Below are 12,525 nucleotides of genomic sequence, written 5' to 3'. Positions count from 1 at the left end.
CCTCTGCGAGGCTTCCGGGAGGACAAGATTAGTGTTCGTATTCCTGGAGCAACGCCTCCAGTCGCCGCTGCTCGGGCTTCATCACCCAGTAGAACCGCAGGGTGTTCCAGCCGAAGCTGGCCGCCAGCGCGCCGCCGCACAGGGCCAGGGCCTGCATTCCATTCGCGCTGTCCATCTTGCCGTCGCGTTGCAGGCGCTCGATGGCGAACCACATCGGCAGGATGAACACCGGCGCCATCATCCAGAACACGTGATAATTCCGCCGCGCCGCCTGATTGCGGGCCAGCAGGCCGGCCAGGGTGTCGCGCATCGGCTGGCCGGTGTCGCGGGTGCGGGCCCGGAAGCCGTTCCAGAACACCGCGATCATCACGATCCAGCACACGCCCAGCATCGCCACGCCAGCCCAGCCGTGAAAGTCGTCGCCGCCGCGCAGAACGGCCGCGCCGGCGACGAGCGTGAACACGGCCATGGCCGCGAACGGTATGGCGCTCAGCAGGAATTCCGTCCTGCGACGGGTCTTCAAGGTGGTCATCAACGCCTCCATCAGTCGGGCCTGCTGCTCTTCGGAGGGGCGGTTGGCCTCGGACCGCCAGACCTGTTCGAGGCGCTCAAAGTCCATCGGCGTCCTCCTTCACTTGGGTCGCGAGCCGTTGGCGCAGGCGGGTCAGCCGCGCGCCGACATTGCTCTCCGTCAGCCCGTGCAGCCGGGCGATCTCGCCATAGGCCACGCCGTCCAGCGACAGCAGGATCAGCGAGCGCTCGACCGGCGCCAGGGTGCGGATGGCCGCGTAGAGCCGCTCCAGCAGGGGACCTTGGGGGTCATCGCCGGAGTCGCGGATCAGCAGTTCGGCTTCGATCGACACCCCGCGCAGTCGTCGCCGGGTCTCGCTCCGTCGCCAGGTGAGGGCGGCGTTGTGGGCCACCCGATGGGCGAAGGTTCCGGCCGCGCTCTGCTCCCGAAAGCTCGGCCGCGCCTTCCACAGCGCCACCGTCAGTTCCTGCAGCAGGTCATGCTGGTCGCGGGGGGCGGCGAACGCCCGCGCCGTCCGGCGCAGCATCGGCAGATGCGGCCCCAGCCAAGCGGCGAAGTCCCTGTCGATGTCGTGGTCGCTCGCCATCCCCTTGGCCATTCGTCTCCCCGTTTCGGAAGGTTAGATGCCGGCCAGGGTGTCGTCCTTACGGAAGGCTTTTCTTTTTTCAAACGCTCGTTAGCCTGACCTTATGTCCGACGACCTGACAGACGCCCAGACCGCCGCGATCCCCGAAGGCTTCAGCCAGCTGAACTGGTCGCGCGGCTTCGGCCGCCAGATCGGGCCGCTGTTCGAACATCGCGAAGGCCCCGGCCAGGCGCGCCTGGCGTTCCGGGTCGAGGAGCACCACACCAATGGCCTCGGCAACTGCCACGGCGGCATGTTGATGAGCTTCGCCGACATGGCCTGGGGGCGGATCATCTCGCTGCAGAAGTCCTACAGCTGGGTGACGGTGCGGCTGATGTGCGACTTCCTCTCGGGCGCCAAGCTGGGCGACTGGGTGGAGGGCGAGGGCGAGCTGATCGGCGAGGAGGACCTGCTGTTCACGGTGCGCGGCCGCATCTGGGCCGGCGACCGCACGCTCATCACCGGTACGGGCGTCTTCAAGGCGCTCAGTCCCCGCAAGCCGCGCCCCGGCGAACTGGCCTATACGGAAAGCGCCGATGGCTGACGATCAACCCTCGCCAGCCTCGCTGCTGGCCCCCTACCACGGCGAGGCGCCGACCGCCCCGGCCTGGTTCAAGGCCGCCATCGCTCAAGCCCCAGAGCGCTCGACCATCGCGGTCGAGGGCGCGAACATCGAGCTGCTGACCTGGGGCGAGATCGGCAAGCCGGGCCTGCTGTTCCTGCACGGCAACGGCGCCCACGCCGACTGGTGGAGCTTCATCGCGCCGTTCTTCGCCCAGGATTGGCGGGTGGCGGCCATCTCGTGGTCGGGCATGGGCGAGAGCGACTGGCGCGAGGCCTACAGCGCCGAACTGTTCGCGACCGAAATCTTCGCCGCCGTCGAGGCGGCTGGCCTCGAGGCCAGCGGCGTGAAGCCGATCGTGGTCGGTCACTCCTTCGGCGGGTTTCCGACCCTCTATTGCGCCGCGCGCCATCCCGAGCGTCTGCGCGGGGCGATCATGGCCGACAGCAGCATCCAGCCGCCGGAAAAGCGCTGGAAGGGCCCGCCGCCGCGCTCGGGGCAGGGCAGCCGAGTCTACGCCACGCTGGAAGAGGGGCTGAATCGCTTTCGCCTGGCCCCGCCGCAGCCGTGCGAAAATCTCTACATCGCCGACTTCATCGCCCGTCGCTCGCTGAAGGCGGTGGAGGGCGGCTGGACCTGGAAGTTCGATCCGGATCTCTGGCACAATTTCCGGATGCCCGATCTTGGGCAGCTTCTGCCTCAGATCGCTTGTCCGGCGGCCCTGATGTGGGGCGAGCGATCTAACCTGATGCATGCAGAGACGCTCGACTATATGGTGGCGCAAATGCCCAAGGACGTGCTGCTGCTCCCGCTGCCCGACGCCGATCATCACGTGATGATCGACCAGCCCCTGGCCTTCGTGGCCGGGCTCCGTGGACTGCTGGCGAACTGGTCCTGAGCGAGGCGTCGGGGCCCGTTCTCGTCTATGCGCCCGATCGCGGGATCGGCGATCTGATGTGGCATTTGCCGACGATCCGGGCGATCGCGGCCACGACGCCCGAGGGCCGGGTCGTGCTGGTCGCGCGACCGTCCAGCCGCGCCGCCGAGGTCCTGACCGTCGAGCCCAGCGTCGCGCGCGTGCTGTACGCGCCCCACTACAAGGGCAAGCTGAAGGGCGTGCGCGAAGTCATCGACTTCTATCGCATCTGCCGCGCCGAGAGGCCGCGCGCGGTATGGATTCTGGAGAAGATCGACCGTCCGGCCATCGCCGCCGCGCTCGCTGGCGCGCCCGAGCGACGGGGCTTTGGCCTTGGGCACGGACAGGAACGGTTCCTGACCACGGGCCCCTACCTGCCCAAGTCGATGCGCTCCGCCCACCGGCTCGACAAGCTAGCGGCGTTCGAGGCGGCCCACGGCCTGGTCGTCGACAGTCGGGAGCCGGAGCTGAGGCTGGATCCCGAGGCGCTGGCGGCCGTGAAGACCAGGTACGCCGACAAGCCTGGTCCCTGGCTGACCCTGGGCATTGGCGCCAGCGAGCCCGCGCGCACCTGGCCGGCCGAGAGGTTCGCCCAGACGGCGTCGCGGCTCTCGGACCTGTTCGGCACGGTGTTTTGGGTCGGCGGTCCGCACGAGGCGCGGGTCGCCACGGCCGCGATCGGCGATCTTCCCAACAACGTGGTGGCCTGCGACCTGACGCTGGACAAGTCAGCGGCCCTGATCGCGCTGTCGGCCGGGTTCCTTGGCAACGATTCGGGCGCGCTCAACGTGGCCGCCGCCGTCGGCACGCCGTGCGTGGGCCTGATGGGCACCGCGCCGGTGCCGGCCTATTCCCGCTGGCTCTCGCGCCTGGACGGCGGCGAGGGGCGAATCTCCGACATCACGGTCGGCCAGGCTGTCGACGCCGTGCGCGCCCGCTTCGTATCGGAAGCCTGGGGCAATACGCACGCTTGAGCCTTAGCGCCCCCCGTTGTATCGGGCGGGCTCGGTATTCTCTCTTTGCTTCCAAGGACGACACATGGCCGGCGATTATCACCGCGGTGAGATGGACATTCACGAACAAGTCGCGACCTTCGCGGCGTTCAACAACATGACGAAGTGGGGCTCGCTGGCCGTCGCCACCCTGCTGCTTTTCATCACCCTGCTGTTCTGCACTGCGGCTGGCTTCATCGGCAGCGCCATCGCCGCCGCGCTGCTGCTGGCCGCCGGGATCTTCTTCCTGCGCGACAAGCCGGCCTCGACCCACTGACACCGGTGGACATCGGCATATTTTCTCCCTGAGCTGCGTCTTGAGCCTCGACAAGAGGCAAGACTATCCCCTACAGAGCGCCTCATGCTGCTGAGCAAACAGCGCTCTGGGGAGGGGTATGCCGATGGCCGTTATCGCCGTCACGAAAGAGACCCGCGCGAACGAAACGCGGGTCGCGGCCACGCCTGAAACCGTCAAGAAGCTCGGCGCCGCCGGCTTCTCGGTGGTGGTCCAGGCGGGGGCGGGGACGGCCGCGTCCTATCCGGACGCCGACTACGAGGCGGCCGGCGCCAAGATCGCCAAGACGGCCAAGGACGCCCTCAAGGACGCCGACGTTCTGTTCAAGGTGCGCGCGCCCGAGGCCGCCGAGATCGCGGCCCTGAAGAGCGGCGCGATCGTCGCCGCCGCGCTCAATCCCTACCAGGACAAGGAAACGCTGGACGCCCTGGCCAAGGCCGGCGCGACCGCGATCGCCATGGAATTCATTCCGCGCATCACCCGCGCGCAGGTGATGGACATGTTGTCGTCCCAGGCCAACCTCGCCGGCTATCGCGCTGTGATCGAGGGCGCGGAGGCCTACGGCAAGGCCCTGCCGATGATGATGACCGCCGCGGGCACCGTCGCCGCGGCCAAGGTCTTCATCATGGGGGTCGGCGTCGCCGGCCTGCAGGCCATCGCCACGGCCCGCCGCCTGGGCGCGGTGGTCACCGCCACCGACGTGCGTCCGGCCACCAAGGAACAGGTCGAGTCGCTGGGCGCCAAGTTCCTGGCCGTCGAGGACGAAGAGTTCAAGAACGCCCAGACCGCCGGCGGCTACGCCAAGGAGATGTCCAAGGAATACCAGGCCAAGCAGGCTGAACTGGTTTCCAGCCACATCGCCAAGCAGGACATCGTCATCACCACGGCCCTGATTCCCGGCCGTCCCGCGCCGCAGTTGGTCAGCGCCGCCCAGGTGGCGTCGATGAAGCCGGGCTCCATCCTGGTCGACCTGGCCATCGAGCAGGGCGGCAATGTCGAGGGCGCCAAGCTGAACGAGGTCGTCGTCACGTCGAACGGCGTGAAGATCCTCGGCCACGCCAACCTGCCCGGCCGCATCGCCACGGACGCCAGCGCGCTCTACGCCCGCAATCTGGTGGCGCTGGCGACCCTGTTCACGACGAAGGAGGGCGCGTTCGAGCCCAATTTCGAGGACGAGATCCTGCGGGCCGCCGTCGTCACCCGCGGCGGCGCGATCGTCCACCCGAACCTGAAGACCGCCTAAGCGCACAGCAACAGAAGGGAGGCTCCCATGGAAGCCGTCGACCCCACCGTGTTCCGTCTGGCGATCTTCGTGCTCGCCATCTTCGTGGGCTACTACGTCGTCTGGAGCGTGACGCCCGCGCTGCACACGCCGCTGATGGCCGTCACCAACGCCATCTCGTCGGTGATCATCGTCGGCGCCCTGCTGGCCGCCGCGGCCCACGGCGCCAACAGCGACCTGGCCGGCGGCGCCGTCGCCGGCTCGACCTGGATCTCCAAGGGGGCCGGCACGCTCGCCGCGGCCTTCGCGGCGGTCAACATCTTCGGCGGCTTCTTGGTCACCCAGCGCATGCTGGCGATGTACAAGAAGAAAGAGAAGAAGTGAGCGGACGGGATCAGGGGGAAATCACATCATGAACGCCAATCTCGCCGCCATTCTCTACATCGTCTCCGGGGTGCTGTTCATCCTCGCGCTGCGTGGCCTTTCCAGTCCCGTGACCAGCCAGACGGGCAACCGTAACGGCATGATCGGCATGGCCATCGCCGTTGGCACCACCCTGGCCACCCTGTGGAGCCAGGGCGCGCTGGACGTCGTGACCCTGGGCCTGATCCTGGGCGGCGTCGCCGTCGGGGGCGCCGTTGGGGCGGTCATCGCCCGCAAGGTCGCCATGACCTCGATGCCGCAGCTGGTCGCCGCCTTCCACTCGCTGGTCGGCATGGCCGCCTGCCTCGTGGCTGTGGCCGCCATCTATACGCCCGCCGCCTACGGCATCGTGGGCGAGGACGGCGCCATCCACTTGAACAGCCTGATCGAGCTTTCGCTGGGCCTGGCGATCGGCGCCATCACCTTCACCGGTTCGGTCATCGCCTTCGCCAAGCTGAACGGCAACATGGGCGGCGCGCCGATCCTGCTGCCGGCCCGTCACCTGCTGAACATCGTCATCGCCCTGGCCATCGTGGCCCTGGTCGTGGTGCTGGTGGTCAGCGGCGGCGCGGCCATCTGGGCCTTCTGGGGCATCTTCGCCCTGTCCCTGCTGATCGGCGTCACCCTGATCATCCCGATCGGCGGCGCGGACATGCCCGTCGTCGTGTCGATGCTGAACAGCTACTCGGGCTGGGCGGCGGCGGCCCTGGGCTTCACGCTGGAAAACACCACCCTGATCATCACCGGCGCGCTCGTCGGGTCGTCGGGCGCGATCCTGTCCTACATCATGTGCAAGGGCATGAACCGCTCGTTCGTCTCGGTGATCCTGGGCGGCTTCGGCGCCGACGCCGCGGCGGCCGGCCCGGGCGGCAAGGTCGAGAGCCGTCCCGTCAAGCAGGGCAGCGCCGACGACGCGGCCTTCATCATGAAGAACGCCAGCAAGGTCATCATCGTCCCGGGCTACGGCATGGCCGTCTCCCAGGCCCAGCACGCCCTGCGCGAAATGGCCGACAAGCTGAAGGAGGAGGGCGTCGAGGTGAAGTACGCCATCCACCCCGTCGCGGGTCGGATGCCGGGCCACATGAACGTGCTGCTGGCCGAGGCCAATGTCCCCTATGACGAGGTCTTCGAACTGGAGGACATCAACAGTGAGTTCTCGACGGCCGACGTGGCCTTCGTGATCGGCGCGAACGACGTCACCAATCCGGCCGCCAAGACCGACCCGACCAGCGCCATCTTCGGGATGCCGATCCTGGACGTCGAGAAGGCCCGCACCGTCCTCTTCGTCAAGCGCGGCATGGCCTCGGGCTATGCCGGCGTCGAGAACGAACTGTTCTTCCGCGACAACACCATGATGCTGTTCGGCGACGCCAAGAAGATGGTCGAAGGCATCGTGAAGGGGCTTTAGGCTTCTCACCGTTGGAAACGACGAAGGCCCTGGCGGTGACGCTGGGGCCTTTTTCGTGCGCGCTCTTTCCGGTTTCCGAACGAAACAAAGGCCCCAGGGTTACCTGGAGCCTCTGTCGCGGGGTGTGGGGGAGTGGGTGTTTTGGTTGGTCGTGCTCAAGCTCACTTGGCGGCCAGCTCGACCGCGTTGCTGCGGGCGGCGAAGGCCAGGGCCTTGCGTTGCTGCTTGGGCAGTTGAGCGTTCACTTCGCGATGGACGTCGGCGACACAGGCGCCCAGCGAAACCTCCAGGCCTTGGCTGCTGCGTTGCTTGGCGTGGCACAGGGCCTGACCGGCGGTGTCGATGCGGGCCTTGAAGATCGCGGCTTGCGACGGGCTCGACAGGTCCAGGTCGGCGAACGAGACGGTGACGACCGGTTCGCGCTCGGCGGCGTTGGCGGCTTGGGTCAGGCCCAGCACCGGCACGGCGGCGAGGCTCAGGCTGGCGACGGTGGTCAGGCTCATGATGAACTTGCGCATTTGAAGTATTCCCTCTGGCTGGGCGCTATTCGCTGCGCCGATGAATACTGTTTATTGCCGAGGGCTCGCGAAGTCTCGTTACGTCTCATTCATGACGTGCAATTAAAGAAGTGTCCTGAGTTTAATGAAATGAAGTTTCTGTAATATTTTACGATTACATGACGCTTGTTGATTGAATGTCGATGCGATCGCGGCATGGTAAGCGAATGGTTAAGCCGCGCCCTGTTTTCGCCCCATGCGACATTCATACACCCCGGCCATTCACCATCCCGAAAGGTCAAGCATGAGAGCTAGACGCGCGAGGCGCGGTCCTCTTCTTGACCGAATGTCCGAGAGGAAAGCGGTTTGATCCCCAAGAGCCTGGTTGTTCAGTCGCCGCACGCGCGCGTCGCCTTCTTCACCATGCTGGGCGTCGCGGCGATGGCGGGGGCGCTGAACGGCGCGGCGGCGCTGGGCGAGTGGGTGTCCCGTGCGGCCCCCGTCTCGAATCCGAAGCCCGCCATCGTTCCCACCGCGCCGACCGTCGAGGAGGAGCCGGCAGCAGAACCCCCTCCGCCAGCCTACCGGTTCGACGCGCCGCTGCCCGGCCGGGTCGTCAACTCGCCGTTCGGCCTGCGCCAACTGCCCTGGGAAGAGAATGGTCGCCTGCATCAGGGCGTCGATATCGCCGCTCCCAGCGGCGCGGCGGTCAAGGTCGCGGCCGACGGCGTGGTCAAGGCCACGGGCCTGTCGCCGACCTACGGCCGTTATGTCCAGGTCATGCACAAGGGCGGGCTGACCACGATGTACGCCCACCTCGCCGGCCCGGCGAAGGGCGTCAAGCGCGGCGTCTATCTGCGTCGCGGCGAGACCGTCGCCTATGTCGGCAATTCGGGCCGCTCCACCGGTTCGCACCTGCATTTCGAGATCCGCAACGGCGACAAGGCTCTCAACCCCAGCTTCTTCCTGGGACGCAGCTTCGCTGAGGCTGACGACCTGCCGCTGAAGGCCGCCAGTCGGGTGTCCAGGAAAGTGCGCCTCGCCACCGTCTCCAAGTGGCCGAAGGGCGTGACCCAGGCCGGCAAGAACGGGATCACCGTCACCCGCGTCAAGGGCGGGCGCGTGCGCGCCACGATCCCGGTGGTCGGCGGCTCGATTCCCAGCGTCGCGGGATAAAACTCCGCTCAGAGAGCATCGTGTTCTCGACGCGTCACAAAGCGTTACTACATAGAACGCCATGATCCAGTTTCTCGGCCGTGGCGTCGCGGGCTTCGCGCTCCTGCTCTTATCCTATGTCGCGGTCGGCGGGCTGATGAGCGCCTCGGGGGCGACCAAGCCGCGCGGCCAACTGGTCGAGATCGAGCCTGGACGCAAGCTGCGGCTGGTCTGCGAGGGGCCTCGAAGCGACCGCCCGGTGGTCTGGCTGGAGGCCGGCGCCTTCGGCTTCGCCGCCGACTGGGGCGCCGCGCAGGAGGCCCTGACCGCCGCTGGCTGGCGGTCATGCGCCTATGACCGCGCCGGCATGGGCTATTCGCCGAAGGGCCCCAGCCCGCGCGACGGCATCGCCATTGTCGCCGACTTCGAGAAGCTGGTCGCCGCCTCGGGCGAGCCGGGCCCCTACATCCTGGTCGGCCACTCGATGGCCGGCCTGCGCCTGCGCCAGTACGCCGGGCGCAATCCGGACAAGATCGCCGGCCTCGTGCTGATCGACGCCGCTACGCCCGAGGCCGCCCAGAACCCACGCATGAAGGGCTTCATCGAGGCCTTCGCCAGCATCTCCAAATGGGCCGCGCGCGGCGCTTCGATCGGCCTCTACAAGCCGCTGGTGCACACCCGCCTGGGCGACAAGATCGACCTGCCTCCAGCCGCCAAGGCCGAGAAGGGCTGGGCCTTCGCCAATGGCCGCCACAACCGCACCTCCGCCGAGGAGGTCGGACTGTGGCATGAGGCCTCGCAGCAGGCCGGCGAGCAGCCGGCCTATGATCCGAAGTGGCCGGTCGCCGTGCTGACCGCCGGACCTGTGAAGGGGCGTGAAAGCTGGAAGGACCTGCAGGCCGCCCCGGCCCGCGCCTCCCAGCATGGCATGATCGACCACGTCGAGGCCGCCACCCACACCCTGCTGATCGGCCGCCGCTTCGCCGACCATATCGTCCGGGCCGTCGCCTTCGTGGCCGACGCTCGCCAGAAGGGCTGATACAACTTCCACGAAGTCGATTCGGGGAGGTCGTCATCATGGTCAGCGCCGTCAGCCTGGAGGGCGTCAGCAAGACCTATGACGATTTCCACGCTGTCCAGGACGTCAGTTTCGAGGTCCCCGCCGGCCGGATCACCGGCTTCCTGGGCCCCAATGGCGCGGGCAAGACCTCGACCATTCGCATGATCCTGGGCCTGTTGCCGGTCAGCGCGGGCAGGATCACGGTGCTGGGCGCCGGCGACGCCACCAAGGTCCATGAGCGGATCGGATTCCTCCCCGAGGAGCGCGGCCTCTACAAGCGGATGACCCCGATCGATGCGATCGCCTTCTTCGCGGGGCTGAAGGGCGTGCCGGAGGCCGAGGGCCGCAAGCGGGCCAGGGCGATGCTGGAGGCGCAGGGCCTGGGCTTCGCCATGAAGCGGCCGATCAAGGACCTGTCAAAGGGCATGGCCCAGAAGGTCCAACTGATCTCGGCCCTGGCCCACGAGCCCGAACTGGTGGTGCTGGACGAGCCGTTCTCGGGTCTCGATCCCGTCAACCAGCAGGCCCTGGAGACGATGATCCGCGACATCGCCGCGCGCGGAGCCACGGTGCTGTTTTCCACCCACGTCATGCAGCACGCCGAGCGCCTTTGCGACAAGGTCGTGCTGATGGCGCGGGGGCGCAAGGTGTTCGACGGCGACGTGGCGACGGCCCGCCGCGCCGCGCCCCGGGCGCTGGTCCTCGAGGGTGAGCTGTCGGCCGAGCAGGTCATGGCCTTGCCGGGGCTGGGCGCGGTGACGTCCGAGCCGCTGCCGGACGGCGGGTGGCGTCACGTGGCGGTTCTGCCGGAGACGAGCGCCGGCCAGGACGCCCTGAAAGCCGCCTTCGCCCGGGACCTGGCCCTGCGCCGGTTCGAGCTCAAGGAGCCCAGCCTGCATGACGCCTTCATCGTCCTGACGGGAGACCGGGCATGAGCCGCCTGCTGAAGATCGCCCGCCGGGAATACCTGGCCTATGTCCGCACCGTCGGCTTCTGGCTGTCGATCATCGCCCTGCCGCTGGTCATCGGCGTCAGCGCCACCGCGCCCCTGATGATGATGAAGACCGCCAAGCCCGAACGACTGGCCATCATCGATCTGACGGGCCAGAACCTGGGGCCCGCCGTCGCCAAGGCGATCGTCGAGGACCAGAGCCGCGCCTCGGCCCGCGCCCTCCGCGCGGCGGCCCTGTCGGCGGCCGGTCCCAAGGCCCAGGAGGCGGTCGGCAAGGCCCAGGCCAAGGGCGGCGAGGCGGCGGGACGGGAGGCCCTGGCCGCCTTCAACCCAACCGCCGCGGCGCGCTTCAAGCCGCCGCGCGCCAAGGCGATCGTCCTGCCGGCGTCTCCCCAGGCCCAGGCCGCAGCGACGCCGCGTGAGGCGGGGCTGGTCGCGCGTCGCGACGTCGCCGACAAGCGTCTCGATTCGGTGCTGATCCTCAGCGGTCGCGACGACGCCGTCGTCATGGACCTGTGGAGCCGCAATCTAGGCGCGCCAGTGCTGGAGAACGACCTGCGCCAGGCCGTGAGCGGACTCATGCGCGAGCGCGCCCTGGCCCGCGCCGGGGTCTCGGCCCAGGTTCTGAAGGCCGCGGACGGTCTCAAGCCGGCCTTCAACAGCCTGTCGCCCAAGGCCGCTTCGGGCGAGAAGGTCAGTCTGCGCGACCGTCTGCCAGCCATTGTCGGCTTCGCGGCCGGGATGCTGCTGTGGTCGATGGTGCTGACCGGGGCCAGCATCCTGCTCAACAGCGTGATCGAGGAAAAGTCATCCAAGATCCTCGAGGTGCTGCTGTCGTCGGCCTCCGTGCCCGAGATCATGGGCGGCAAGATCCTGGGCGTGGCGGGCCTGACCCTGACCGTGCTGGGAATCTGGGCCATGGCCGGCTGGCTGGCCCTGATCAACTTCGCGCCCGGACTGGCCGGAGACCTCGCGGCCGTGCTGCTGGGCAAGGGCCTGGTGTTCTATTTCGGCGCCTATCTGGTCGGCGGCTATCTGATGTACGCGGCGCTGTTCGCGGGCATCGGGGCCTTCTGCGAGAGCCAGCGCGACGCCCAGACCCTGCTGGGGCCGATCATGATGGTGATGACCATTCCGGTGGTGTTCATGAGCCAGGCCATCCGCTCGCCAGACGCGCCGATCCTGAGCGCACTGTCCTGGTTTCCGCCCTTCACGCCGTTCCTGATGCCGGCGCGCATCGCCAGTGATCCGCCGCTGGTCCAGGTGGTCGGGACCACGGTTCTGATGGCCGCGACCGTGGCGGCGATCATCGCCTTCTCGACGCGCGCCTTCCATGTGGGGGCCTTGGCGACGGGAAAGGTGAACCTGAAGACCCTGATCGGCCTGATCCTGAGGAAGCAGGCGGGGTAGGACCTGGACCCCAAAACGACGAAAGCCGCGCGGATCGCCGCGCGGCTTTCGAAATCTTCGAAGCTGAAGAGGCCTGGTCTTAACGACCAGCCGGCTTCTTCGGCATCGGCAGCAGGCCTTCGCGCTGGGCGCGCTTGCGGGCCAGCTTGCGGGCGCGACGGACGGCTTCGGCCTTTTGGCGCGCGCGCTTTTCCGACGGCTTCTCATAGTGCACGTGCCGCTTCATTTCGCGGAACGAGCCTTCGCGTTGCATCTTCTTCTTCAGAGCCTTCAGGGCCTGATCGACGTTGTTGTCGCGGACGAAAATCTGGACCAGGGGTATCTCTCCATTCGACAGCCCGACCAATATTCCCAAGTCCCTCTTGAGGGGCCGGGCGGGCGAACAAAACCGGGTAACCTGAGAGGGGTTCTCCCAGGCGATGAGGCGGGGCTGATAGCAGAGCGAAGGGCCGCTGTCCATGCGCGACGCGGCCTAA

Annotated in this window: 15 protein-coding genes; 11 read left to right on the top strand and 4 right to left on the bottom strand. The window is 67.7% G+C overall.

What is annotated here, in order from left to right; genetic code table 11:
- Nucleotides 1-28: 28 nt before the first annotated feature.
- Both EIK80_RS22210 and EIK80_RS22205 read right to left on the bottom strand, forming a co-directional pair.
- Nucleotides 29-619 carry a hypothetical protein gene (locus EIK80_RS22210; protein ID WP_125159188.1) on the bottom strand — a complete coding sequence of 197 codons (591 nt, stop codon included), beginning with the start codon at nucleotides 617-619 and terminating at the stop codon, nucleotides 29-31.
- Nucleotides 609-1,118 carry an RNA polymerase sigma factor gene (locus EIK80_RS22205; RefSeq protein WP_125159226.1) on the bottom strand — a complete coding sequence of 170 codons (510 nt, stop codon included), beginning with the start codon at nucleotides 1,116-1,118 and terminating at the stop codon, nucleotides 609-611. The genes EIK80_RS22210 and EIK80_RS22205 overlap by 11 nt, the downstream gene beginning before the upstream one ends.
- A gap of 103 nt (nucleotides 1,119-1,221) precedes the next feature.
- Here EIK80_RS22205 and EIK80_RS22200 point away from each other — a divergent pair, with 103 nt between their 5' ends.
- From EIK80_RS22200 to EIK80_RS22170, 7 genes are all read left to right on the top strand, one after another.
- A complete protein-coding gene (locus EIK80_RS22200) occupies nucleotides 1,222-1,701 on the top strand; it encodes a PaaI family thioesterase (RefSeq protein WP_125159187.1) in 480 nt (159 codons plus the stop codon).
- Complete coding sequence (locus EIK80_RS22195; RefSeq protein WP_125159186.1) at nucleotides 1,694-2,617, top strand: alpha/beta fold hydrolase; 924 nt, start codon at nucleotides 1,694-1,696, stop codon at nucleotides 2,615-2,617. Before EIK80_RS22200 ends, EIK80_RS22195 begins: the two co-directional genes overlap by 8 nt.
- A 56-nt stretch (nucleotides 2,618-2,673) precedes the next feature.
- Nucleotides 2,674-3,609 (top strand): glycosyltransferase family 9 protein, encoded by a 936-nt coding sequence (locus EIK80_RS22190; protein ID WP_125159185.1) that lies wholly within the window; start codon nucleotides 2,674-2,676, stop codon nucleotides 3,607-3,609.
- A gap of 64 nt (nucleotides 3,610-3,673) precedes the next feature.
- Entirely contained in the window at nucleotides 3,674-3,904 is a 231-nt protein-coding gene (locus EIK80_RS22185) for an aa3-type cytochrome c oxidase subunit IV (RefSeq protein ID WP_125159184.1), read from the top strand.
- 118 nt (nucleotides 3,905-4,022) lie between these two features.
- Nucleotides 4,023-5,165, top strand: coding sequence for a Re/Si-specific NAD(P)(+) transhydrogenase subunit alpha (locus EIK80_RS22180; RefSeq protein ID WP_199743590.1), 1,143 nt, complete (start codon nucleotides 4,023-4,025; stop codon nucleotides 5,163-5,165).
- A 27-nt stretch (nucleotides 5,166-5,192) separates the two neighbouring features.
- Nucleotides 5,193-5,528, top strand: a complete 336-nt coding sequence (locus tag EIK80_RS22175; RefSeq protein ID WP_099581343.1) for a proton-translocating transhydrogenase family protein — start codon at nucleotides 5,193-5,195, stop codon at nucleotides 5,526-5,528.
- A 28-nt stretch (nucleotides 5,529-5,556) separates the two neighbouring features.
- Nucleotides 5,557-6,975 (top strand): NAD(P)(+) transhydrogenase (Re/Si-specific) subunit beta, encoded by a 1,419-nt coding sequence (locus EIK80_RS22170; RefSeq protein WP_125159183.1) that lies wholly within the window; start codon nucleotides 5,557-5,559, stop codon nucleotides 6,973-6,975.
- 161 nt (nucleotides 6,976-7,136) lie between these two features.
- Here EIK80_RS22170 and EIK80_RS22165 read toward each other — a convergent pair whose 3' ends face one another.
- Nucleotides 7,137-7,493: a UrcA family protein gene (locus EIK80_RS22165; RefSeq protein WP_125159182.1), complete on the bottom strand. Its 357-nt coding sequence runs from the start codon at nucleotides 7,491-7,493 to the stop codon at nucleotides 7,137-7,139.
- A gap of 345 nt (nucleotides 7,494-7,838) precedes the next feature.
- On the opposite strand from EIK80_RS22165, the gene EIK80_RS22160 reads away from it, so the two are divergent.
- From EIK80_RS22160 to EIK80_RS22145, 4 genes are all read left to right on the top strand, one after another.
- Nucleotides 7,839-8,648, top strand: a complete 810-nt coding sequence (locus EIK80_RS22160) for a M23 family metallopeptidase (RefSeq protein WP_233586909.1) — start codon at nucleotides 7,839-7,841, stop codon at nucleotides 8,646-8,648.
- A gap of 61 nt (nucleotides 8,649-8,709) precedes the next feature.
- Nucleotides 8,710-9,666 carry an alpha/beta fold hydrolase gene (locus tag EIK80_RS22155; protein WP_125159181.1) on the top strand — a complete coding sequence of 319 codons (957 nt, stop codon included), beginning with the start codon at nucleotides 8,710-8,712 and terminating at the stop codon, nucleotides 9,664-9,666.
- A 38-nt stretch (nucleotides 9,667-9,704) separates the two neighbouring features.
- Nucleotides 9,705-10,622, top strand: a complete 918-nt coding sequence (locus EIK80_RS22150; protein ID WP_125159180.1) for an ABC transporter ATP-binding protein — start codon at nucleotides 9,705-9,707, stop codon at nucleotides 10,620-10,622.
- Complete coding sequence (locus tag EIK80_RS22145) at nucleotides 10,619-12,049, top strand: ABC transporter permease (RefSeq protein ID WP_125159179.1); 1,431 nt, start codon at nucleotides 10,619-10,621, stop codon at nucleotides 12,047-12,049. The genes EIK80_RS22150 and EIK80_RS22145 overlap by 4 nt, the downstream gene beginning before the upstream one ends.
- 79 nt (nucleotides 12,050-12,128) lie before the next feature.
- Here EIK80_RS22145 and rpsU read toward each other — a convergent pair whose 3' ends face one another.
- Entirely contained in the window at nucleotides 12,129-12,365 is a 237-nt protein-coding gene (rpsU, locus tag EIK80_RS22140) for a 30S ribosomal protein S21 (protein ID WP_125159223.1), read from the bottom strand.
- Nucleotides 12,366-12,525 lie beyond the last annotated feature (160 nt).

Source organism: Caulobacter sp. 602-1 (genome assembly GCF_003931565.1).
GTDB lineage: Bacteria > Pseudomonadota > Alphaproteobacteria > Caulobacterales > Caulobacteraceae > Caulobacter.
The sequence above is the reverse complement of the archived record's forward strand: the minus strand, read 5'-3'. Positions and strand labels throughout refer to the sequence as shown.

What these genes read in the sequence shown, in the direction of transcription:
- EIK80_RS22210 (WP_125159188.1), bottom strand. Translation starts at nt 619, where the DNA reads ATGGACTTTGAGCGCCTCGAACAGGTCTGGCGGTCCGAGGCCAACCGC.
- EIK80_RS22205 (WP_125159226.1), bottom strand. Translation starts at nt 1,118, where the DNA reads ATGGCGAGCGACCACGACATCGACAGGGACTTCGCCGCTTGGCTGGGG.
- EIK80_RS22200 (WP_125159187.1), top strand. Translation starts at nt 1,222, where the DNA reads ATGTCCGACGACCTGACAGACGCCCAGACCGCCGCGATCCCCGAAGGC.
- EIK80_RS22195 (WP_125159186.1), top strand. Translation starts at nt 1,694, where the DNA reads ATGGCTGACGATCAACCCTCGCCAGCCTCGCTGCTGGCCCCCTACCAC.
- EIK80_RS22190 (WP_125159185.1), top strand. Translation starts at nt 2,674, where the DNA reads ATGTGGCATTTGCCGACGATCCGGGCGATCGCGGCCACGACGCCCGAG.
- EIK80_RS22185 (WP_125159184.1), top strand. Translation starts at nt 3,674, where the DNA reads ATGGCCGGCGATTATCACCGCGGTGAGATGGACATTCACGAACAAGTC.
- EIK80_RS22180 (WP_199743590.1), top strand. Translation starts at nt 4,023, where the DNA reads ATGCCGATGGCCGTTATCGCCGTCACGAAAGAGACCCGCGCGAACGAA.
- EIK80_RS22175 (WP_099581343.1), top strand. Translation starts at nt 5,193, where the DNA reads ATGGAAGCCGTCGACCCCACCGTGTTCCGTCTGGCGATCTTCGTGCTC.
- EIK80_RS22170 (WP_125159183.1), top strand. Translation starts at nt 5,557, where the DNA reads ATGAACGCCAATCTCGCCGCCATTCTCTACATCGTCTCCGGGGTGCTG.
- EIK80_RS22165 (WP_125159182.1), bottom strand. Translation starts at nt 7,493, where the DNA reads ATGCGCAAGTTCATCATGAGCCTGACCACCGTCGCCAGCCTGAGCCTC.
- EIK80_RS22155 (WP_125159181.1), top strand. Translation starts at nt 8,710, where the DNA reads ATGATCCAGTTTCTCGGCCGTGGCGTCGCGGGCTTCGCGCTCCTGCTC.
- EIK80_RS22150 (WP_125159180.1), top strand. Translation starts at nt 9,705, where the DNA reads ATGGTCAGCGCCGTCAGCCTGGAGGGCGTCAGCAAGACCTATGACGAT.
- EIK80_RS22145 (WP_125159179.1), top strand. Translation starts at nt 10,619, where the DNA reads ATGAGCCGCCTGCTGAAGATCGCCCGCCGGGAATACCTGGCCTATGTC.